The following is a 21,573-nucleotide window of genomic DNA, read 5'->3' on the forward strand; positions in this document are numbered from 1 at the left end:
TCGTCTCCGGCGCATATGGCCATAGACGCCTGCGCGTATCGAAGAAAGCAGCATCAACCGCTTCATGTCGTATTGACCTCCGTCCGCATCGCAAGTCCGCCATTTGCGGCATTCACGCGAGGATCATCGTCCGCAGAGAGCCCGTTGACCGAGATCAATGCAGCGGTCGCCGAGATGACAATGATATTGCGGGAAACGGGAGTGACCGACATGACTTTTCTCGACTACCTGATCTCAATTGACGCCAGGACCGCCTTGATGGGCCGCATGATGCGGAAGCTGGGCGTCGACAAACAATTGAAGATCGTTCCAGACAATGTAGCCGTCACCAATCGGGCGGTGGACCGCTGCCGCGCCTGCGGGCATCAGGACGAATGCTCCACCTGGCTCGACGAGCAGCAGCAAGCCGACGATCCGCCAGACTATTGCCGCAATCGCGACCTGATCGCGCGGCTGCAGCATGCGGCCGGTCAGCGATAGGACGGCCCCGGCCGAATGGCAGTTTGCGTCACTAACGTCGCGTTTGCCTCGTGGCGGTCAACCAAGACGAGACCATAAGAGATTGTCACTCACGGCACCTCGGCCAGCGATGCGCCCAGGATCACGTCCTGGGTCGTTATCCGCGCTCTGATCTTCATCAGTTTCAACGAATAGTGCCGGCGGCATCGCCATCATGCCGGCACCGCGGAGCAAGTCAGCTTTCCAGTCTGTCATCTTGGTCGATGAGGATGCGCTCCGCCGCTCCGTCGAGGTCCTCGTATTGCCCGCTCCTCAAAGCCCACAGAAATCCAGATAGCCCAAGAGCACCAAGGAACAGGGCCACAGGTATCAGATAGACGAGCGTCGTCATGACGATCCTGCCAATGCGCCGAGGGCGGACCGTTTGCCGCGCCTGCCCGCCGTCTCCGGTGCGTTCGTCGCAAAGGACGCCAGGCGTAACGCATTTCCGATGACAAGCAGCGACGAGCCGGACATGGCGATTGCGGCGATCAACGGTGTGACGTGCCCCGAAATGGCGATCGGTACGGCGACGGCATTGTAGACAATCGCGATGGCGATGTTTTGCCGGATCAGTCGTCCGGCCTTTCGCGAGACGTCGAGGGCAAGCGGTACGGCCGAAAGGCTTTCGCGCAGGAACACGAAATCCGCTGCCTTGCGGCCGACATCGGCGGCCGTGGCAGGCGCTATCGAGACGTGTGCCGCGCTTAGCGCAGGGGTGTCGTTGAGGCCGTCGCCAACCATCAGCACCTTGTGGCCGTCCTTCGCCAGCGTTTCGATATACTCTACCTTGCCCGAGGGAAGCAGCGCCGGAACAAAGTGATGGATGCCCAATGTCGCCGCGACCTCGCCGCAGACAGCCGCAGTGTCGCCCGACAGCATTTGCGCGGATACCCTCGCGTTGTTCAATTGCTCGACGGCCGCTCTGGCGTCTGCACGCAACGCGTCCTCGAAGACAAAGGAAGCCACAATGATCCCATCTTTCGTCAGAACCGTTCCGCCATATCTGCTTTGGCCGCCGCCGGTTCGGGCCTTCCATCCGGCCCATCCGCGCCTACCCAGCCGCCAGGTGCTGCCCGCGGCAGTGGCTTCGATGCCGAGTCCAGGGTGCTCGCTGACAACCTCGAGCTTTGGCTGGCCGGCGAAACCTGCAAAGTTTGCAATGGCCTTTGAAAACGGATGACGCGAATGCGCGGCCATGTCTGCCGCGATTGCCAGCATGCCCGGATCGATCGAGCCCGCATTGACAAGGCGGGGCTGGCCGAGCGTGAGTGTTCCGGTCTTGTCGAACACTGCGGTATCAATCGTCGCCAGGCGCTCCATGGCAGAACCATCCTTGACCATGATGCCGTTCTCGAACAGGCGCCGCGCAGCGACCACCTGAACGATCGGCACGGCGAGGCCGAGGGCACATGGGCACGTGATGATGAGAACCGCAATGGCGATGGTTATCGCCCGGTGCCAGTCGCCAGTCGCCGCCATCCAGCCAACGAATGTCACAAAGGCGGTCAGATGAACCACCGGGGCGTAGAGCGCTGAAACGCGGTCGGCGATGCGGCGATAATGGGCCCGACCACCCTCGGCGGCCTCCATCAGCCGAACCATTTCCGCAAGGAAGGAATCCTTCGCGGCGGCTGTCGCCTCGATCGTCAGCGAGCCGGTAAGGTTGAGGACGCCGGCCTGCACGGGTTGGCCTGGCGCCACGTTTCTGGGGGTGCTCTCACCAGAGACCAATGAGCAGTCCAGATCCGACGCCCCCTGAATGATCTTGCCGTCGACGGGGATTCTTTCGCCGGCTGCGATCAGAAGCAGCATGCCTGGTTCGATCTCGCCAACCGGCAGGTAGTCGCGTGCACCATCGCTGTACACCACCATGACGCCACGTGCTGCCAGTTGCGACAGGCCCTTCACGGCGGTCCGGGCACGCTCCCGCATCACGTGATCGAGCGTGCGGCCGATCAACAGAAAGAACAGCAGCGACACCGACGCGTCGAAATAGGCGTGGTCGCCATGGTTGATCGTCTCGTAGAGGCTCATGGCGTAGGCAAGCGACACCCCGACCGCGATCGGAACGTCCATGTTCATGCGGCCGTGACGCAGCGCGTTCCAGGCCGAGCGGAAGAAGATGCCGCCGGCGAAGGCCAGTGCAGGGATGGCGATAAGCGCCGAGACCCAGTGGAACAGGTCGCGGGTAGCGCCTTCAGCACCGGACCAGACAGAGACCGAAAGCAGCATGATGTTGCCCGCCGCGAACCCGGCAACCGCGACGGCGCGGATCAACTCCGAAAGCGTCCTGTCCTTTTCGTCGGCCTCGGGGGCGAAGAGATGCGCCTGGTAGCCCAGCCCCCTTAGCGCGACGACGAACGGTGGAACCTCGTCCCCATGCCACCGGACCGAGACCCGTTTCGTTGATAGATTGACGCGGGCGCGCTCGACGCGATCGAGCTTTCCCAACGCCGTCTCGATCGTCTGGATACAAGCTGCGCAATGAACGCTCGGCACCGAAAGATCGGTCTGGCGAAGATCATCGCCAAGCGATCGGCTGGCGAATTTGATTTCCTGACTAGACGGCAGGACCGATGTGATGCTGCCCATATCCAGCGCCATTTCAGCGCCCGGTGCACAACAGCTCATTGCAGCGCTCCGTGGGAAATCATGATCCGGCGGACCTCGCGGTATGGTTTATCCAGGCCGGCATCGGCGTCGACCTCCACAATCCAGACGCCATCGCTCGGCATGTGCTGCGCTGCGAATTCCTGGCCGGAGGTGAGGGCGAGCGTGACGGACTTGTCCTCTTTCTCGAATGCGGGATGGCGAAACAGCACCTTGACGCCATGCAAGGGAACCCGCTTGCCGGCGGCGTCGGTGAGGCTGTAGCGGACCTCGCCCCATGCGATGGTCAGCTTGCCGGTCCAGCCAAGTGCTGCCTGCGCGCGACCCTCCTCGGCCTTCTTGTTGAATTGCTGACTTGCCACATAGGTGTTTTCGACGACAAGGCCGGTCCAGCTCGTGTTGGCGAGCGTGGCCATCGTCAGATTGACCGCGATGACCACCCCGAAGAAGGCAAGAATGGTGAACAGCATCTGCCTGCCGGTGAATTCGCGGGTCTTTTGTGTTCTGGCAGTCATCTGGCAGTCTCCGGCGCGTTGAAGGTGGCGGTGTATTCGTCCGATTCGAAGCTCGCCTTGTCCTCGACACGGAACGTGAAGGTCTGCGCTGTGGCCTGAATTTGATCCGCCGGCTGGCGCACGAAGACCTTCAGCATTTTCAGGCGGTCGGGTTCGACCGGAATAGCGAAAGAACGGCCTGCCGGGATGTCGCCGACCACGCTCATCTCGGCGCCCTGCAAGCCCTGCATCGTGACGACGATCGTCCTTGGCTCGGGGATCATGTTGAGCAGCTTGACGATGTAGCCGTTGCGGATCGAGCCGTCGGACAGCGTGACGAATTGCGGATTGCGGTCGTGCAACACGTTGACTTCGAGCCGATCGCGCGTCAGCAGCGAATAGAGCAGGCCGAGGCCAATCAGCGACCACAAACCCATGTAGACATAGGTGCGTGGCCGAAAGATCTTACGAATATGGAAATGCGCCACGTTGTCGGAGAACAGGCCATCGGCTGTCCTGACCAGCGACGGATTGACCGAACTGGAGCCGCCCGCGGTCGCCAGCATCATATTGGCGTTGTAGTCGGAGAGCGTCGCGTAGGAGATTAGCCCGCGCCCCCTGCCGAGCTTGTCCATGACGCCGTCGCAGGCATCGATGCAAAGCGCGCAGGTGATGCATTCGAGCTGCTGGCCGTCGCGAATGTCGATGCCCATCGGGCAGACAGCGACACAGGCATTGCAGTCGACGCAGTCGCCGACGGGCTGCCCTGCGGCGAGAACCTTCTTGGCGTGACGGGAGCGCGGTTCGCCGCGCCAGTCGTTGTAGGTGACGGTGAGCGAACTTTCGTCGAGCATGGCTGCCTGGATGCGCGGCCATGGGCACATGTAGGTGCAGACCTGCTCGCGCATCAGCCCGCCGAACGTATAGGTCGTCGCCGTCAGTACGGCGACGGTGATATAGGCGACAGGTGCCGCGGTGCCGGTGAAGAGCTCGCCGACCAGCGTCGGTGCATCGGCGAAGTAGAAGATCCAGGCGCCACCGGTCGCCGCGCCTATGATCAGCCAGATGGCGTGTTTCGATACCCTCAGAACGAACTTGCGGGCGGTCCAGAGACCGGCATCGAGCTTGATGCGAGCGTTGCGATCGCCCTCGATAGCTCGCTCGACGACGAGAAACAGATCGACCCATACGGTCTGGGGGCATGTATAGCCGCACCAGGCACGGCCGACAGTCGACGTGATCAGGAACAGACCGACGCCGGCCATCACGAGAAGGCCGGCCACATAGTAGAATTCCTGCGGCCATATCTCGATGAAGAAGAAGTAGAAACGCCGGTTGGCGAGATCGAGCAGCACGGCCTGGTCCGGGGCAAACGGGCCACGGTCCCATCGCAACCACGGTGTCAGGTAGTAGATACCGAGTGTGATCGCCATCACCAGCCATTTGAACTGGCGAAAGCTTCCCGTTGCCCGTTTCGGGAAAATCTTCTTGCGCGCGGCATACAGTGGCTGGCGCACTTTGGCGGAGTTGACCGCCTCGGCTTCGAGCCGTTCTACCTGCGTATTGTCCAGCACCTGCATCTCCACTCGCGCCGGCGGCAATCCGCCCATGCCTGGGCTGCCGGCGTGAGCAAGTCTTGCCGCAGCCCAGGGCCGGTCGCGTTGATGCAGGTCAAACCCGTTGCCGGAATGCAAGTTGAGGCCCGGCATTGCCGGGCCTCGTCGCTTGGCCGGCGGAGGGCCGGGAATAGGCCCCCTCTTCCTATTCCCCGCCACCAAGCGAATGGATGTAGACGGCGAGTTCCTTGACTTTGGTCTCACCCAGGCGCCCGCCCCAGGCCGGCATCACGCCTTGTTTCGGCGCGCGGACCTGGGCGGCGATGGCTGCCTCGCCGGACCCATAGAGCCAGATCGCGTCGGTCAGATCGGGGGCGCCGAGCTCCTTGTTACCTTTTGCGTTGTCGCCATGGCAGGCGACGCAATTCTCGGCAAAGACCTTGGCGCCGGGTTTGATCAGACTTGCGTCCTGGACCTTTCCCGACAGGCTGGCGGCGTAGGCGCTGACCTGGGCGATCTGGTTAGCGGTTATGATGTCGCCAAAGGCAGGCATTTCCGACAGGCGCGTGTCCGGATCGGATGCGAAGCGGATGCCATGCGTGATCGTCTGCTGGATCTGCTCGGCTTTGCCGCCCCACAGCCAATCGTCGTCGTTGAGATTGGGAAAGCCCTTGGAACCTTGGGCGCCCGAGCCATGACATTGTACGCAATTGACCTTGAAGGCGGCACCACCGGCAGCGACCGCGAATTCCCGCAGGCCATCGTCTGCGGCAATCTCCGAGACGCTCTTGGATTCTACGGCCGCGACATATTTTCCCTTGGCGGCTTCAGCCGCGGTCAGCTCATTCTTGACCTCGTTGCGGCTGGAATAACCCAGCACCCCCTTCGTCGCCGAGTGCAGCAGAGGCCATGCCGGATAGGCGATGGTGTAGCCGATCGCCCAGACAATGGTGATGTAGAAGGTTACGACCCACCAGCGTGGAAGCGGGTTGTTCAGCTCCCGGATGCCATCCCATTCGTGGCCGGTAGTCGAGACGCCGGAGATTTCATCGATGTGCTCGTCGCTCATGATCACTCGTCCTCAAGGGGAATCTGGGCAGCTTCGTCGGCCAGCTTGCGGCTGCCGGGGCGCAAGGCGAAGGCGATGGCGCCGACAAAGAAAAGCGCCATGGCGACCAGACCCCAGCTGTCCGCAAACTCTCGCATCAAATTGTAATCCATGGATAAAACTCCTCAGCGGTAGCCGGCGGCTTCGTCGTAGTTCTTGAAATCGACCAGCGTGCCGAGCATCTGCAGATAGGCGACGAGGGCATCCATTTCGGTGACCTGTTGCGGGTTGCCGTCGAAGTCGCCGATCTTGGCTTTTGGGTAGCGGGCTTCGAGGCCGGATGTATCGGCGTTGGGATCGGCTTGCGCCATCAGGTCGACATTGGCGTGGGCGATCATGTCATCGTTGTACGGGACACCGACACGGCTGTTGGCGACCAGATGTGTCGAGAAATCCTTCACGTCGATCGGCGTGTCTTTCAGAAACGCGTAGCTCGGCATGATCGATTCCGGCACCACCGAACGTGGATCCGTAAGGTGGTCCACATGCCATACATTCGAGTAGCGGTCGCCAACCCTGGCAAGGTCCGGTCCGGTGCGCTTCGATCCCCACTGGAAGGGATGATCGTACATCGACTCGGCCGCCAGGCTGTAATGGCCATAGCGCTCGACTTCGTCGCGGAATGGCCTGATCATCTGGCTGTGGCAGAGGTAGCAGCCCTCGCGCACATAGATGTTGCGCCCCACCAGTTCGAGTGGCGAGTAGGGGCGCATGCCTTCGACCTTCTCGATGGTGTTGTCGAGATAGAAGAGCGGTGCGATCTCGACGATGCCGCCGACAGTCACCACGAGGAGAGAGCCGATGAGAAGAAGCGTGGCGTTCTTCTCAATGAGTGCGTGTTTGTCCATCAAGGCCATTTTCTGGCTTCCTATTCGGCAGGCTGAAGGGCGGGAACGGAGCCGGGCATCGGCTCCTCCTCGCGCTGGTATCCGAGGATGGTCATGGCGACGTTCCAGGCCATGATCAGGGCGCCGGAGAGGTACATGGCCCCGCCGATGGCACGCATGACATAGTAGGGGTGCATGGCGGCCACGGTTTCAGCGAAGGAGTAGACCAGGAAGCCCTGCTCGTCGTATTCGCGCCACATCAGGCCCTGCATTATGCCGGACACCCACATGACGGCGGCGTAGACGACGATGCCGAGCGTCGCCAGCCAGAAGTGCCAGGTGACGAGGCGCAGCGAGTAGAGCCGTTCACGGTTCCAAAGCTTCGGCACCATGAAGTAGATCGCACCGAACGAGATCATGCCGACCCAGCCGAGCGCACCGGAGTGGACATGGCCAATGGTCCAGTCGGTATAGTGCGACAGTGAATTGACCGCCTTGATCGACATCATCGGGCCCTCGAAGGTGGACATGCCGTAGAAGGCGATGGCCATCACCATCATGCGGATGATCGGATCGGTGCGGAGCTTGTCCCAGGCGCCGGACAGCGTCATAAGGCCGTTGATCATGCCGCCCCATGACGGCATCCACAGCATGATCGAAAACACCATGCCGAGCGTCTGTGCCCAATCGGGCAGGGCGGTGTAGTGCAGGTGATGCGGCCCGGCCCAGATGTAGAGAAAGATGATCGCCCAGAAATGGATGATCGACAGCCGGTAGGAATAGACAGGCCGGTTCGCCTGCTTGGGCACGAAATAGTACATCATGCCGAGGAAGCCTGCAGTCAGGAAGAAGCCGACAGCGTTGTGGCCATACCACCATTGCGTCAGGGCGTCCTGGACCCCGGAAAAAGCCGAGTAACTCTTGGAGCCGAGGAACGAGGCCGGCATCGACAGGTTGTTGACCACATGCAGCATCGCGATGGTCACGATGAAGGAGAGGTAAAACCAGTTCGCGACGTAGATGTGCGGTTCCTTGCGCTTCAGGATCGTGCCGAGGAACAGGATGAGATAGGCGACCCAGACGATGGTCAGCCAGATGTCCACATACCATTCAGGTTCGGCGTATTCGCGGCTCTCGGTGATGCCGAGCAGATAGCCGGTCGCGGCCATGACGATGAAAAGCTGATAGCCCCAGAACACGAACCAGCCGAGATCGCCGCCGAACAGCCGCGCGCGGCAGGTGCGTTGCACGACATACAATGACGTGCAAAGCAATGCGTTGCCGCCGAAGGCAAAGACGACGCCCGACGTGTGCAATGGCCGTAAACGGCCGAAATTGAACCAGGGCTGGATGTTTAGATCGGGGTAGGCAAGCTGCAGCGCGATGACCACGCCGACCAGCATGCCGACGATACCCCAGAACATGGTGGCTATGGCGCCGTAGCGGATGGGCCCGTCCAGGTAAGCGGATGGGTCGATCGGAGCGGCCACTTCGAAGCTTGTGTTGCGCATTAGGATGGCCACAAAGCCGAGCAACACAAAAAACAGCACCCACATATGCTGCCGGAACGGCTCGTCCACGCCGAAGCCAGCGGCGACCAGAGCCGCAAATGTGAAAAGGCACAAAGCGAAGATTTGAGTGCCGAACTTCATGAGATGTCCCCGACTTCGGATTGTGGTGCGCGGACGCCAATCCGCGTCGACACCAATTCCGCAGTCGCGGTCTCGCCGCCTTGATCCATGTCAAAGCCCAGCCCTTTCGGATTGGGCAGCGTGGTCTTTGCAAACGACCGGAGGCCGCCGTTGAACCGGAAGAAATGGCAGGGATCGTCGCTGTTCGAAGAAGGCGATGAAAAACCCATACCAGCTGGTCGATCCAGCAGAGAAGCGATCCCTGCTGCCGTTATGAGGCGCGCACACAGGGAAAAGCTGCAACTCTGCGATGCTTTGGAGACAATTGCAGATGCCTTGCCCAGGGTCGACCGTCTGAAGTGCCTCGGCACGGCCAACGCGATCGTTCCGCTGCTGCGCGACATTCATCGATACGAAGAGACGGTCATCTTCCCCGCCTATGAGGAGGCCACGGCAGGCAGCAATGCGAACCTTGCCTCCATCAGGCGGTTGCGGGCCGAACATGTCGAAGATGAATGCTTTGCCGGCGAGGTGACCGAAATTCTGCTGGCCATCGGTCACGGCGAGACGCTCGAGAACCCCGAAGCCATCGGTTTCATGTTGCGCGGCCTGTTCGAGAGCTTGCGCCGGCACATCGCGTTTGAACGCGAGCACGTCCTGCCGATGATCGGGATCGTCGATTGATCCTAGACGCCAGAGCGTCGTTGTAGCCGGGTCAAGTTGTCGATGGTGACTTCCCGATTGTTCTCGATCCGGATCACACCATCTGATCGCAGCCGGGTTAGCTGCCGGCTTACTGTCTCGATCGTCAGGCCAAGGAAATCGGCGATATCGGCGCGCGTCAACGGCAGATCGAAACTTGTCGACTGAGCGGCCGGATCGAGCGTGGGATCGATGTTTCTGGCAATCATCAGCAGAAAACTCGCCACTTTTTCCGCAGCGGTCTTGCGGCCCAGCGTGACCATCCAGTCGCGTGCCTCGTCGAGTTCATTCAGCGTCTGCTTGAGCAGGCGGTGCTCGAGTTCTGGTGACTCTCTCATCATCCTTTCGATAGACGCCCTTGGAAACGAACACAGGGAAACGGACGTTGCGGCTTCGGCGTTGATTGCGCTTTCCACCTTGAAGGGCCGCCCCAGAAAATCGGGGGCGAACTGGAGCCCGACAATCTGCTGGCGTCCGTCCGACAGGCTCTTGGTCAGCTTCACCACGCCGGAAAGCACGTTCGAATAACTGTCGACGGGCTCGGTGTCACCAATCAGTTCTGCGCCCGGTTCAACGGTATGCTTCGATGAGGCTTTGGCCAGACCCACCAGTTGATCGGGATCGAGCGCACCGCATACACCATGGTGGCGCGCTTCGCATGATTGGCAAAGCACGGGAACGCCGGCGCTGTGAACATCCTGACGCACTGTCACCACGATGGTCCGAGAAATCCGAAGATGCCAGCAGGATATAGCATCCGCCCGAAAAAGCCTTGCGGCAGTTTGCCCGCGGCAAGATGGCATTGACCGAAATCAAGGCCGCCGGCGTCCAATGTGAGCAATGTCGCGCCATGCAAAGTGGAGCGGATAGAGATATGCGGCCAGAATTAGTTGCCAGACTTGGTGAGAACGTGCCGCGCTATACAAGCTACCCAACAGCGCCGCATTTTCATACAGGCGTTGATGCTGCAATTTGTCGTGGCTGGCTGCAGGCGCTCAACGATGGCGATGAGATCTCGCTCTATCTGCACATCCCGTATTGCGACAAGCTTTGCTGGTTCTGTGCTTGCCATACCAAGCAGACACGCCACTACGAACCAGTGACCACATATCTGCGCTCACTGCATGCCGAGATCGCCACCGTCGCCGGTCTTGTCGTGGGCAAGGGCCGCGTGCGTGCCGCCCATTTCGACGGCGGTTCGCCGACGATGCTCAAACCGCAGGATATCGTGGCGCTGGGAACCGTCCTGCGCAGCAGCTTCACGTTTCTCCCCGGTGCAAAGATCAGCGTTGAGATCGAACCCAACGATATGGACGATGCCCGCCTCGATACGCTTGCCGAAATCGGCATGACAAGGGCGAGCCTCGGCGTCCAGGATTTCGATCCGAAGGTGCAGAAAGCGATCAACCGCGAGCAGAGCTTTCTGCAGACCAAGACGGTTGTTGATGGCGTTCGTTCGCGCGGCGTCGAATCCGTCAATCTCGATCTGCTCTACGGCCTGCCGCATCAGACCAGGGAGAGCATCGCCTCTACGGTTGCACAGGCACTGACCCTGGAACCGGATCGGATCGCGCTTTTTGGCTACGCCCACGTGCCGTGGTTCAAGAAACATCAGACGATGATCGACGAGGCTTGGCTGCCGGGTCCGGCGGAGCGGTTTGCCCAGTCGCAACTGGCAGCTTGTCTTATGCTGAACGCGGGATATGAAACCGTCGGCTTGGACCATTTCGCCAAGCCCAACGATGCGTTGGCCGTCGCGGCCCGAACCGGGACGTTGCACCGGAACTTTCAGGGCTATACCGAGGATCGTTGCGAGACCTTGATCGGCCTTGGTCCGTCATCCATCAGCCAGTTTCGCGAGGGCTATGCACAGAACTTGCCTTCGACCGCCGAATATGGACGCATGGTTGCAGAAGGAGGGCTCGCAGCGGTCCGAGGCATTGCGCTTTCCGAAGACGACCGCGTTCGCGGCTGGATCATCGAGCGACTGATGTGTGACTTCGCCTTTTCGGCGATTGAGCTGGTGCGGCGCTTTGGCGAAGCCGGCCAAAGACTTCTCCTCAAGGCGAGTTCCACGGCTCTTCATGGTCCTGCGCGGCTGCTTGAACTTGATGGTGACCGCTCCGTCGTGCCGGCGAAAAGCCGACCCTTTGTCAGAAGCATCGCGGCGAAGTTCGACAGATATTTCGAAACCGGTACAGCCAGGCATTCCGTAACGGTCTGAACGATCGCCCGTTCAGAAGTGCTCGCCGGCCTTGAATGGGCCAATGCGGGTGCCGGCCGCGATCAGATAGGCGGTCGACCAGCCAATCAGAAGAAATCCGTTCACGCCCTCTAGAGCCGCGAGGACGCGCCATGCGTGAGCGGGCACAATGTCGCCGTAGCCGACGGTCGAGAAGGTGATGGTGGAAAAGTACAGCGCGGTTTCGAAGTCAGCAAAGATATCGAGCAACCGGTATAGTCCTGCCCAGAGCCACACCTCTGTGGTCATAATGGCAAAGAGCCCCATCACCACGCTGATCATCGCAACGATGCGGCTGCGGCGCCCGTGCATGCGAAACCGGGCGACTAAGTGTCCCATCGCATGTGTGACCATTATCACCAAAGGTGTGAACCAGGACCGTGAGGCTAATGACGACGGTACCGATGAGCAAATTGAGGATCATCTTGGCAAGGTAGAGATTGCTGCGGTGCCTTCCTTGCTCGAAATCAAACCGGCAAGTTTCGCCTATGCGGTGCAGATCTTCGACCGTGTCAGGAATCGCTTCTCCCGTCCGTTATCGAGGGAGAACATGCCGCCGCGGCCAGGCACTACGTCGATGATGAGATCGGTATGCTTCCAGGCCTCGAATTGCGAAGCACCGATGTAGAAGGGCGCGTCGCCGATGTGGCCGAGCAACACATCCTGATCGCCGACGATGAAGCCAGCACGCGGATAGCACATCGGCGAAGACCCGTCGCAGCAGCCGCCGGATTGATGGAACAGCACTGGTCCGTGCTCGGCAACAATCTCTGCGATCAGTTCAAGGGCTTCCGGCGTCGCCGTGACTTTTGCATGCATGGTCCAATCCGGTTTCCAGTCATTATGGGCGCGGCCCATCGCGGGCCGCGCCTGTGAGACAAAGAGGTGATCAGAAGAAGCCGAGCTTCTTCGGGCTATAGCTGACCAGCATGTTCTTGGTCTGCTGATAGTGGTCGAGCATCATCTTGTGTGTCTCGCGGCCGATGCCAGACTGCTTGTAGCCGCCGAAGGCCGCATGCGCGGGATAGGCGTGGTAGCAGTTGGTCCAGACGCGGCCGGCCTGGATCGCGCGGCCGAAGCGATAGGCACGGTTGCCATCGCGGGTCCAGACCCCGGCCCCGAGGCCGTAAAGCGTGTCGTTGGCAATGCTGAGCGCTTCGTCATCGTCCTTGAAGGTCGTGACAGAAACCACCGGCCCGAAGATCTCCTCCTGGAAGATGCGCATTTTGTTGTGTCCCTTGAACACCGTCGGCTTGACGTAATAGCCGCCCGCCAGATCACCAGGCAGAACATTGCGGGCGCCACCGGTCAGCACCTCCGCGCCTTCCTGGCGGCCAATGTCGATATAGGACAGGATCTTTTCCAACTGCTCGGACGAGGCCTGGGCGCCAATCATCGTCGCCGGATCGAGCGGATCGCCCTGCACGATCGCCTCGACGCGCTTGAGGGCGCGTTCGATGAACGTATCGTAGATGGATTCATGGATGAGCGCGCGGCTCGGGCAGGTACAGACCTCGCCCTGGTTTAGCGCAAACATGACGAAGCCTTCGATCGCCTTGTCGAAGAAATCGTCGTCCTCGGCGACAACATCCTTGAAGAAGATGTTTGGCGATTTGCCGCCGAGTTCCAGCGTGACCGGGATCAGGTTCTGGCTGGCATATTGCATGATCAGCCGGCCGGTCGTCGTCTCGCCGGTAAAGGCGATCTTGGCAATGCGCGGCGACGACGCGAGCGGCTTGCCCGCCTCGAGACCAAAGCCGTTGACGATGTTGAGCACGCCCGGCGGCAGCAGATCGCCAATAAGGTCGGCCCACAGCAGGATGGCAGCCGGGGTCTGCTCGGCAGGCTTCAGCACGACGCAGTTGCCGGCCGCAAGTGCGGGAGCAAGCTTCCAGCATGCCATCAGCAGCGGAAAGTTCCAGGGGATGATCTGGCCAACCACACCGAGCGGCTCATGGAAATGATAGGCGACGGTGTCGTCGTCGATCTGGGAAAGGCTGCCTTCCTGGCCGCGCACGGCGCCGGCGAAATAGCGGAAATGGTCGATGGCCAAGGGCAGGTCGGCGGCGGTTGTTTCACGGATCGGCTTGCCGTTGTCCCAGGTTTCGGCGCATGCGAGGAGATCGAGATTCTCCTCCATGCGGTCGGCGATGCGGATGAGGATGAGTGACCGCTCTGCAACGCTGGTGCGCCCCCAGGCGTCCTTGGCGGCATGTGCCGCGTCCAGGGCCACCTCGATGTCCTGGGCATCCGAGCGCGCCACCTCGCAAAGTAGCTGACCGTTCACCGGCGAGTGGTTCTCAAAATAGCGACCGGCGCGCGGCTCGGTCCACTTACCGCCGATGAAATTGCCGTAGCGCTTGTCGAAGGGCGCCTTGACCGAGCGTGAGAATTCAACCTTGTTCATGCGTATTCCTCCCAAAGCTGACGTCGCGGGATGCGACGCTTCGGAAGAGACTTGCGATTTCCGTCTGTGGTTGTCACCTTACCGGTCACAGTGGCCGGGGACGATGTGTCGCAGAACTGCGACAGTCAGACCGAAAGGTCAGTGCGTCCGGTGAAGGTCAAGGCGGTTGAGCTTGCGGTGAAGCGTCGCGCGGCTAATCCCAAGTGCCTGAGCCGCAGCAGAGACATTTCCGTCCGCCCGTGCCAGCGCACGCTGCAGAGCTGCGCGCTCTGCCTCAGCGAGAATTTTGGAGTCACTCTCAGCCCAGCCGAGCAGATCGGCGGCGGGCATCGGTTTGTCGAGGCACTGCTGCGTAATGCCAAGTGCTAGGCGGGCCGAACGGGTCGCACCGACCACAAGGTCGTCGGCATCGACGGCAATGAGTGCGCCGGAGCCTTTGTCGCTCACCGGCGCCAGCAGAATTCGCGCCTTCGGGAACGCCATCCTGAAGTTCTCCGCCTCGATCCGGCGCGCCGCGTCGATCACGGCCATCGAAATGAGATTGGCGAAGGCCTCGGTCAGGTCAGCCCGGCACGAAGACACGTCAAGCGCAGCCACAAGATTCCCGTCATGATCGTGGATCGGGGCGCTGGTGCAACTGAGTAGCGTGTTGCGCGTATGGAAATGTTGGTCACGGTGAATTGTCAGCGCGCGCCCTTCGACAAGACAGGTGCCAATTCCGTTGGTGCCTTGGCTTTCCTCATTCCAGACCGAGCCAGTCCACAAACCCCAGGAATGAAAGGTCTTGTCGTCGACGGGCGCGCCGCGCCGTTCGATCGGCACGCCGTCATGATCGGCGAGAAGGACACAGCATCCGATGCCGCCTACCGCAAGATAGAGACGATCGAGACTTGATTGCGCGGCGTTGACGAGAGGTTCGATGCGTTGCCGGGCCTGCCCCAGTTCGGCCTCTGTCAGATAATGTGGAGGGCTGTGGTCAGACGGATCGAGCCGATGCAAATTGGAAGAGCGTCGCCATGAGGCGACCAGCGCGGACTTCGCGGCGGCGTCCGAAGCGATCGCGGCCTGAATGCGGTCGGCATGACGACCGGACAGATCCTCGCTCATGTTCATCCTCCCTTTCAGCTCCTGGTACAGCCTGCCCTAGAAGAGACAACGTTGGCATAGCATCAGGTTCCGCCTTCAATCACCACGCTGTCAATTCGACAGAAGCACCAGAAGGCACATCCTCATGATTCCCGTCAGTTAGTGATGTTTGGCAGATCGATAGTCATTCCTCGCGACTGCGCCTCTGGGTGTTGGCGCCTCTGGGTGTCGATGCCCCAAAGCCTACAAGCATGAACTATGCATTTCATTGATCTTGGGCAAAGACGAACAACTATATTAAGCCGCGGTACCGTGCGGAACGAGGCCGAAAGATTTCTGATTTTGGCCAAGAAAAAAACCAATTTAAGCAAGCATTGAACGCGCTCGGCTTCGCTAAACCAGATCCGCCGGATACCGCGATACCCAGAACTCTGATTGTCGCTGTTTGATCATAGTCGCCATAGGCCTATTGTGGCCCTGGTTGCCGCGGGTCGGTCTGGGCAGACTGCCCGGTGAGATCGTGGTCGAACGTGAGAACGTGACGCACCGTGTCGACAGCCGCACTGGGTTTGAGGTCCTAGGGTGTGAGCTTTCAGAGGGTTGTCCATTCGGACCGCACCGAGGAGACTGGAGTTACCAAGCTTCAGCATCCATCGGAGGGTCCGAATGGACAACCATAAGAATGCCCGTCTGACGCCGCTGCGTCGAGAGGAGATGGCGCTGTCGGTCATTGAGGGGCGTCTTTCCCAAGCCGATGCGGCGCGCGTCTACGGCGTGTCGGCCAAGATCGTGGCGCGCTGGGTCGAGCGCTACAAGGCCGAAGGGCGGGTCGGTATGGTCGATCGTTCCTCACGGCCCGCCCATATGCCACATGCCACCCCAGCGTCGACCGCCGAGCGCATTGTGGCGCTCCGGCGGCAGCGTTGGACCGGCAGTCACATCGCCCATGAGGTCGGCGTCTCGCCCGCCACCGTCAGCCGGGTTCTCAAGCGTGCCGGGCTGTCGCGGCTGAGCGACATCGAGCCGGCCGAACCGATCCGACGCTACGAGCGCGAGCACCCCGGCGAGATGATCCATATCGATATCAAGAAGCTCGGCCGCTTCAGCCAGGTCGGCCATCGCATCACCGGCGATCCGCAAAAGGGCAAGTCGCGCGGCGCCGGCTGGGAGTTCGTCCATGTCTGCACTCCGCCGGGCCCGGTTTCCCATCGCTTGTGGCTCCCCGACGCCATTTTGTGAATGAGCTTGGCCGCCTGGCGCGTTTCTATTCCGGCTTACGGTCCGCCTGCGGATCGGCCGCAATTGCCAACTCCGCGGCAACCCAAGCAGCTACGACGCGGCGGACCTCGATCTTCGCCTTGCGTAGTCTTGCCCATGGGGCTTTTGCCCGCTCCTCCGGCGACAGGCCCCGCAGCCGGAATGCCTCTATGTGAGGCCCTGCGGCCCGATGGAGCGTCTCCACGCGGTCGACGGCACAAGGTCAACAGAGTGCGGTTTGATATTGGCAGCCGTCACCAGAGCGCGTCCATGTCGGCCAGCATAACCGCACGGGCAGCCCTTCGGCGTCGTGGCGGGCGTCGCCGCTCGGCCCTGTGGGCTGGAAACGAAGGGGGCATGGGGGGTCTTCGCGCGAGCCAGTTATCCGATCCCCCGCTCAGAAATTTCTACCAAACATTCCTGACGGTTACGGCCCAGCATTGTACGGTTCTTACATCCTGTTGATGTCGGTCAGGGAGAGAGTACTGTCGTCTCTTCGGCGTGTCCCTTGGGGATGGTCGGATGAGTGTCGTTCGAATTGTCAGTCCAATTCTACATCAGGCTATTGCTGCACTCCTGAACGGGGCGGCTCGCGGAGACATTGTCTCGATCAAGGCTGCAATAGAACGAGTCCGTGTGACTGCGCCTAATCTGCGGGCATCTGACGAAGAGCTAACTGAGGCTATCCTTGAGGTAGCTTCCGCCACTGGCCTCTTCGTGTGTTTCGACGGCCGGGAGTAGTTGTCAGCCCCGCGCCTCACTAATCCGCCTAACCTTCCCGCCCAGCATTCCAGGAATTTTGCTTATCTCGGCCCCGCAAGACGGGCGCGCCGTCCTGCTTGATCTTCGTGATTAGCAGGAACAAATCCGCTCGCGGTGCAGTTCGGTCCTTTTAAGCATGCAGGCCCGAACGTGGTCGAAATCGATGAAGCCAAACGGAAGGTTATTGCCGAACTTGTGCGGCGGTGGATCACCTCAGAGGTAATCCGCAATTACCTTCGCAACCTGCTAAATCTGCCTGTAGAACGGGAACTGCCGGCCGAGCAAAGGTATTTGCTGGAGGAACTTGATAGGGCCGACAAAGAGTGACGTATGGCCCCCCACTGGTTCAACCCTCCGGTCCCCGTCAAGACCGAGCGTACCGGGATCATTCGCAACGTCAACAACGCCGAGACAGCCGGCGAGGAGCTGATGAAGTGGACCAAGCGTGGCCCTTGCTGGGACCTCGCGGTGCGCGTTTGCATGGCCGTGATATTCGACGAGATGGAACCCGAGGAGGCCCGCAAGGCATTCCTGGCTGCCGCGATGGAGGAGGGGACGTTAATTCCCCCAACGGCAAATAGCTAAATTCGGATTGCAATGTCAGTCTCTGTAGCCGAGGGCCCGCCGCCCGTGAGAAAAGCGACGGACCCGACAGCGGGTGCATCCACGAAGACTCGACCGCTGCGAGTTCTAAACCCGCGAGGGTCAGCAACGTTCCCGATTATCGACCCGGCGCTACACTGGGTTGGTCAGTAGGCTCCTGCCGCTCTAAGTTCCCCTCATGGGTCCCCTCTGGTTCTCTCCGCCGGTCTACGTGAAGACGAACCGTCCGGGCATTCGCCATGGAGTCAGCCACGTCGAGGGAGCCGCCGAGGAACTCATGGCGTGGGACACCAAGGGCCCGAGGTGGACTAAGGCTGTCCAATCCTGCGTGGACGCGTTCGAGGGCAGAGTCTCCCCTCAAGAGGTCCGTCAAGCCTTCGAGGCGGCTGCCAAGGAGGCCAACGTGTATCTCTCTCCTGAGTAGTGTGTATCATTGCAACCCATTGGTTGGTCCTTCCGGTGTTCGTGAAGACTGAAACCGGTGTCAGGCATGGCTCCAACAATGCGAGGGCAGCCCTTGAGCAGCTCAAGACGTGGACCCGGAGAGGACCTTGCCGGCAAAGGCGGTGACCCTCTGCCTGTCAGATATAGAGCGCGATCCGATTGACCCATGTTTACCGAGACTGACGCACCCTAAGGCGCGGGCCCGCGCGATACTGTTTCGATATCTACAGTAACTGGCCCTCCGCCATCGATCCTGACCGTCACTTTGCCATCCTCGGCATCGATCCGGGTTACAAAGCCGGTGATGTCGATCTTTTCGCCAGCCTTTGCTCCCTTGGGTGTGTCGATCGAAAAGGGAAAGCTGTAAGAGGGTATGCTCACGCTCGACACGCCGTTGTCCAGCACCTTCAGGATTGTCACGGTGAGCGTGACTTCATCGCCGATCTTTACAGCCATGGCCTAGCACTCCATTTCCAGCCGATCGGGCACGTCGGACAGCGCCGTCATTCCCACTAAACATTCAATTTTGCTAAAATGTTCCGGAACCGATTGGCCGCCCTGCGGCTTGAGTCGCTGTTTCCGGGAGTCGCCTAGTGCATGAGTAACGCCGCAGACCGGCTTTCATTTGTTGAGTTTCAAGCGCCCACGTTGGTCGAGAAAGCTCCCGGGGGCAGCGAATGGCTTCACGAGATCAAATATGACGGCTACCGGACCCAGCTAATCGTCGAGGGCAACACAGCACGAGCCTTCACGCGCCGCGGCTACGACTGGTCGCACCGATACACAAGAATTGTGCAGGCCGCGGCGAACCTGCCGGTTCAAGCAGCAATCATCGACGGGGAAGCTGTGGTCCTCGGCGAGACGGGGCTGCCGGACTATCAAGCTTTGGAACGGGAGTTGGGCAACCCAAACTCGCCGAAGCTAATCTTCTATGCGTTCGACCTTCTGCACCTCAACGGTCGTGATCTTCGGCAGCAGCCGCTAACGAAACGCAAGGCCGCGCTAGAAAAACTGGTGAAGCACACCGCACCGACGCTGACCTATGCCGAGCATCTGGAGCTGAGCGGGGACGACGTGTTCCAACATGCATGCCGGATGGGCTTGGAGGGGATCGTATCCAAGCGAGCGGACGCCCCCTATCGCTCAGGTCTCCAGACGAGCTGGCTCAAAGTTAAATGCATCAAGAGCGACACCTTTCCCATTGTTGCCTTCGTTGAGAAGCTCGGCGCCCATCCGCGCCGTATTGCATCGCTCTACATCGGCCGCCGCGAGGGCGACCGGCTCCTTTATGCCGGGAAAGCCCAGAGCGGTTACAATTTGACTGCAGCGCGGCGTCTTCGAGAGCGGCTTGATCCACTGATCATCGACAAGTCGGCCCTGTCGGAACCCGTCAACAAGCCGAAAGCGACTTGGGTTAAGCCAGACGTTCTAGCCGAGGTGCAATTCAGCGGCGCCACTGATCGCGGCGTGCTGCGGGAGGCAGTATTCAAGGGCTTGCGCGAAGACCTCGTGACGATACCTGCGAAGCCGCCCGCTCTATCGAAGCGGCGACAGACGGTCCGGGAACACGGTGTCCCCCGCGACAATATCCTTCAGCTGCTGCCAGACGCGGTCTCGCCCTCCAAAGAGGAGCTTATGCGCTACTGGGAGCGGGTTGCCGAACAAGCGCTAGTCCATCTCGGTCAGAGACCGCTGAAGCTGGTCCGGCACACCCAAGGGGTCACTTTTTATCACAAGGGCGCGTTGCCGAGGATTCCGGCAGCCGTGCATCAGTTGCGTGTCCAGAAGCGCGAGGGGGGCGAAGGCGTTCGGGTATGGGTGGACGACCTTGCCGGTTTGCGCGGGCTGGTCGAGATGGATGCCGTAGAGCTGCATCCTTGGAACGCGACCATTGACGATATCGAGCATGCTGATCGCGTCGTTCTGGACCTCGACCCGGGCGAGGGTGTCGAGTGGGCGGAAGTAATCGAGACCGCGTTGGCGCTCCGCGACATCATGGAAGCGGCAGGCCTGGAGAGCTGGCCGAAGGTCACAGGCGGCAAGGGCATTCATTTGATGGCCCCGCTTGAGACAAAGATGACCCACGACAGCGCCCGGCAACTGGCCAAGTCGCTCGCCCAGTGCCTCGTTGATGCACGCCCCGATCGCTATCTACTCTCCGCCGCTCCGGCAGCCCGAACAGGCCGCATCTTTATTGATTACCTTCGTAACGGGCGCGGCAACACTGCGGTGGGAGCATTCTCGCCACGGGCCCGACCGGGGTTCCCGATCGCTCATCCGGTGACCTGGAGCCAAGTCGAGCGGGGTATTCGGCCCGACGGCTTCACCGTCGATCACCCGTTCCGGGCGGCTGCCCGAAGGGCCGCGTAGGCGGGACGGCGTCCGAAGTTTTTAGTGCTGCCGGCCGGCGCGGATCCTTGCTCTGTCATAGCAGCATCGAATAACTTACTGTCTACGATCGTGATCCCATTCGATCCTCCCCAACCTCAATCCGCTGGCTCGGGTCGGCGGGCTTTTGCGTTGGTGTCCGGTGAAGCGGCTCGCGGTTCGGCTCTGCGGCAGTGGGAGGCCTGCCTTTTCCGCGAACCAAACCGGACGTAATCGTTTCATACTTAAGCGATCTCGGCCGCATGTTTCCAGCATCCCGGCAGGGGACGAGGTCGATAACTTTCTCATCCTGCCGCCAATAGGAGCTCGGTCCGAAGAGGTGTTGCGCGAGTTCGAAGCATTCTTAAAGGGCTGTTTTCCGGAACACGATTTTCTTGCAAATGGCTGCGCCATGCCGTTCGGCGACGACTACCAAGTTGTGCCGATCCGCTGCGTTCACGGCGACGAACCGGGTACGCTGCGCGTGCTCCAGTGTCCCGACCAGTCGGTGATGATGGGCATCGCTGCCGCCTAGAAAAGTTTCAGGCCTGGCGAGCCGCCGGCGTTTAGCTAGCCGCCCGGGACAAGTTGCCCATGACCGCCAAGCCGACCTCTTCCCCGCAGCGACTGCTCCGGTGCGCTGATATTTCCAAGGTAGTTCGACTTGAAACCTGTCGGCGCATTTAATCCGCGCAATGCTGGCATGGGGCCCTGGCCCTCCCCCCTCGCCGACGTACACTAAATCTGTACATCAAGTGTCGCTAAATTAGGGACCTCGAACTAGCGTCGCCCTCAGCCTGATCAAACGCGAGCTCCACCTTACTTCCGGAACAAATCCAGAATGCTAATTTAGCCAAAAGATCCTCATGGGTGAAGATCTGGGAACAAAACGTGAATATCAACCTCTATCGGACAATGTTTAACGAAAATAATAAAAGTATTGCGAACCGAGTGTAACAGGCGTTCCGATCGGTGG

At 60.5% G+C, this 21,573-nt stretch carries 23 protein-coding genes and 1 pseudogene; 10 read left to right on the forward strand and 14 right to left on the reverse strand.

The features are described 5' to 3' along the window. Nucleotides 1–15: 15 nt before the first annotated feature. Nucleotides 16–480: a DUF6455 family protein gene (locus NKH98_RS27330; protein WP_352903277.1), complete on the forward strand. Its 465-nt coding sequence runs from the start codon at nt 16–18 to the stop codon at nt 478–480. 214 nt (nt 481–694) lie between these two features. On the opposite strand, the gene ccoS is transcribed toward NKH98_RS27330, so the two are convergent. The 8 genes from ccoS to ccoN all read right to left on the reverse strand — a co-directional run bounded on the left by ccoS (nt 695) and on the right by ccoN (nt 8,748). Beyond that, on the reverse strand, nt 695–850 hold the full coding sequence (ccoS, locus tag NKH98_RS27335) for a cbb3-type cytochrome oxidase assembly protein CcoS (protein WP_352801934.1): 156 nt from the start codon (nt 848–850) through the stop codon (nt 695–697). After that, the gene (locus NKH98_RS27340; protein ID WP_352903279.1) at nt 847–3,132 is read right to left on the reverse strand and encodes a cation-translocating P-type ATPase; all 2,286 of its coding nucleotides are present in this window, start codon (nt 3,130–3,132) and stop codon (nt 847–849) included. Before NKH98_RS27340 ends, ccoS begins: the two co-directional genes overlap by 4 nt. Further along, nucleotides 3,129–3,626 carry a FixH family protein gene (locus NKH98_RS27345; RefSeq protein ID WP_352903281.1) on the reverse strand — a complete coding sequence of 166 codons (498 nt, stop codon included), beginning with the start codon at nt 3,624–3,626 and terminating at the stop codon, nt 3,129–3,131. Before NKH98_RS27345 ends, NKH98_RS27340 begins: the two co-directional genes overlap by 4 nt. Then, nucleotides 3,623–5,185, reverse strand: coding sequence for a cytochrome c oxidase accessory protein CcoG (gene ccoG, locus NKH98_RS27350; RefSeq protein ID WP_502894338.1), 1,563 nt, complete (start codon nt 5,183–5,185; stop codon nt 3,623–3,625). The genes NKH98_RS27345 and ccoG overlap by 4 nt, the downstream gene beginning before the upstream one ends. Before the next feature lie 181 nt (nt 5,186–5,366). After that, nucleotides 5,367–6,230 carry a cytochrome-c oxidase, cbb3-type subunit III gene (gene ccoP / locus NKH98_RS27355; protein ID WP_352903283.1) on the reverse strand — a complete coding sequence of 288 codons (864 nt, stop codon included), beginning with the start codon at nt 6,228–6,230 and terminating at the stop codon, nt 5,367–5,369. A 2-nt stretch (nt 6,231–6,232) separates the two neighbouring features. Then, the gene (locus NKH98_RS27360; RefSeq protein ID WP_352779399.1) at nt 6,233–6,382 is read right to left on the reverse strand and encodes a cbb3-type cytochrome c oxidase subunit 3; all 150 of its coding nucleotides are present in this window, start codon (nt 6,380–6,382) and stop codon (nt 6,233–6,235) included. 12 nt (nt 6,383–6,394) lie between these two features. Continuing rightward, nucleotides 6,395–7,126, reverse strand: coding sequence for a cytochrome-c oxidase, cbb3-type subunit II (gene ccoO, locus NKH98_RS27365; RefSeq protein WP_352903285.1), 732 nt, complete (start codon nt 7,124–7,126; stop codon nt 6,395–6,397). Nucleotides 7,127–7,137: 11 nt separating this feature from the next. Further along, nucleotides 7,138–8,748 carry a cytochrome-c oxidase, cbb3-type subunit I gene (gene ccoN, locus NKH98_RS27370; protein ID WP_352903286.1) on the reverse strand — a complete coding sequence of 537 codons (1,611 nt, stop codon included), beginning with the start codon at nt 8,746–8,748 and terminating at the stop codon, nt 7,138–7,140. Between the two features lie 252 nt (nt 8,749–9,000). Between ccoN and NKH98_RS27375 the strand changes: the two genes are divergently transcribed. Beyond that, nucleotides 9,001–9,411, forward strand: coding sequence for a hemerythrin domain-containing protein (locus NKH98_RS27375; RefSeq protein WP_352903313.1), 411 nt, complete (start codon nt 9,001–9,003; stop codon nt 9,409–9,411). A 2-nt stretch (nt 9,412–9,413) separates the two neighbouring features. On the opposite strand, the gene NKH98_RS27380 is transcribed toward NKH98_RS27375, so the two are convergent. Beyond that, nucleotides 9,414–10,142 carry a Crp/Fnr family transcriptional regulator gene (locus NKH98_RS27380; protein WP_352903287.1) on the reverse strand — a complete coding sequence of 243 codons (729 nt, stop codon included), beginning with the start codon at nt 10,140–10,142 and terminating at the stop codon, nt 9,414–9,416. A 161-nt stretch (nt 10,143–10,303) separates the two neighbouring features. Between NKH98_RS27380 and hemN the strand changes: the two genes are divergently transcribed. Beyond that, complete coding sequence (gene hemN, locus NKH98_RS27385; RefSeq protein ID WP_352903289.1) at nt 10,304–11,653, forward strand: oxygen-independent coproporphyrinogen III oxidase; 1,350 nt, start codon at nt 10,304–10,306, stop codon at nt 11,651–11,653. Nucleotides 11,654–11,665: 12 nt separating this feature from the next. On the opposite strand, the gene NKH98_RS27390 is transcribed toward hemN, so the two are convergent. The 4 genes from NKH98_RS27390 to NKH98_RS27405 form a co-directional block, all read right to left on the reverse strand. Continuing rightward, nucleotides 11,666–12,025, reverse strand: a complete 360-nt coding sequence (locus tag NKH98_RS27390; protein ID WP_352903290.1) for a potassium channel family protein — start codon at nt 12,023–12,025, stop codon at nt 11,666–11,668. Nucleotides 12,026–12,157: 132 nt separating this feature from the next. Then, the gene (locus NKH98_RS27395; RefSeq protein WP_352779381.1) at nt 12,158–12,490 is read right to left on the reverse strand and encodes a DUF779 domain-containing protein; all 333 of its coding nucleotides are present in this window, start codon (nt 12,488–12,490) and stop codon (nt 12,158–12,160) included. 70 nt (nt 12,491–12,560) lie between these two features. Continuing rightward, complete coding sequence (gene adh / locus NKH98_RS27400) at nt 12,561–14,078, reverse strand: aldehyde dehydrogenase (RefSeq protein ID WP_352903291.1); 1,518 nt, start codon at nt 14,076–14,078, stop codon at nt 12,561–12,563. Nucleotides 14,079–14,216: 138 nt separating this feature from the next. After that, entirely contained in the window at nt 14,217–15,185 is a 969-nt protein-coding gene (locus tag NKH98_RS27405) for a GAF domain-containing protein (protein ID WP_352903292.1), read from the reverse strand. 424 nt (nt 15,186–15,609) lie between these two features. Here NKH98_RS27405 and NKH98_RS27410 point away from each other — a divergent pair, with 424 nt between their 5' ends. From NKH98_RS27410 to NKH98_RS27430, 5 genes and pseudogenes are all read left to right on the forward strand, one after another. Beyond that, nucleotides 15,610–15,858, forward strand: a complete 249-nt coding sequence (locus NKH98_RS27410) for a DUF2905 domain-containing protein (protein WP_352903293.1) — start codon at nt 15,610–15,612, stop codon at nt 15,856–15,858. Beyond that, nucleotides 15,831–16,349, forward strand: a pseudogene (locus tag NKH98_RS27415) (helix-turn-helix domain-containing protein); the annotation flags it as partial. The gene NKH98_RS27410 and the pseudogene NKH98_RS27415, both read left to right, overlap by 28 nt. 984 nt (nt 16,350–17,333) lie before the next feature. After that, nucleotides 17,334–17,510 (forward strand): hypothetical protein, encoded by a 177-nt coding sequence (locus tag NKH98_RS27420; protein WP_352903294.1) that lies wholly within the window; start codon nt 17,334–17,336, stop codon nt 17,508–17,510. A 3-nt stretch (nt 17,511–17,513) separates the two neighbouring features. After that, on the forward strand, nt 17,514–17,768 hold the full coding sequence (locus tag NKH98_RS27425) for a DUF982 domain-containing protein (protein WP_352801955.1): 255 nt from the start codon (nt 17,514–17,516) through the stop codon (nt 17,766–17,768). A 196-nt stretch (nt 17,769–17,964) separates the two neighbouring features. Next, entirely contained in the window at nt 17,965–18,210 is a 246-nt protein-coding gene (locus tag NKH98_RS27430; RefSeq protein WP_352903295.1) for a DUF982 domain-containing protein, read from the forward strand. Nucleotides 18,211–18,419: 209 nt separating this feature from the next. Here the strand turns inward: NKH98_RS27430 and NKH98_RS27435 are convergent, their stop codons facing one another. Next, nucleotides 18,420–18,686: a hypothetical protein gene (locus NKH98_RS27435; protein WP_352903296.1), complete on the reverse strand. Its 267-nt coding sequence runs from the start codon at nt 18,684–18,686 to the stop codon at nt 18,420–18,422. Between the two features lie 141 nt (nt 18,687–18,827). On the opposite strand from NKH98_RS27435, the gene ligD reads away from it, so the two are divergent. Continuing rightward, nucleotides 18,828–20,600: a DNA ligase D gene (gene ligD, locus NKH98_RS27440; protein ID WP_352903298.1), complete on the forward strand. Its 1,773-nt coding sequence runs from the start codon at nt 18,828–18,830 to the stop codon at nt 20,598–20,600. A gap of 340 nt (nt 20,601–20,940) precedes the next feature. Beyond that, the gene (locus NKH98_RS27445) at nt 20,941–21,132 is read left to right on the forward strand and encodes a hypothetical protein (protein ID WP_352801959.1); all 192 of its coding nucleotides are present in this window, start codon (nt 20,941–20,943) and stop codon (nt 21,130–21,132) included. The last annotated feature ends 441 nt before the right edge of the window (nt 21,133–21,573 follow it).

The sequence above is a fragment of the Mesorhizobium sp. M0833 genome, assembly GCF_040319905.1.
Lineage (GTDB): Bacteria > Pseudomonadota > Alphaproteobacteria > Rhizobiales > Rhizobiaceae > Mesorhizobium.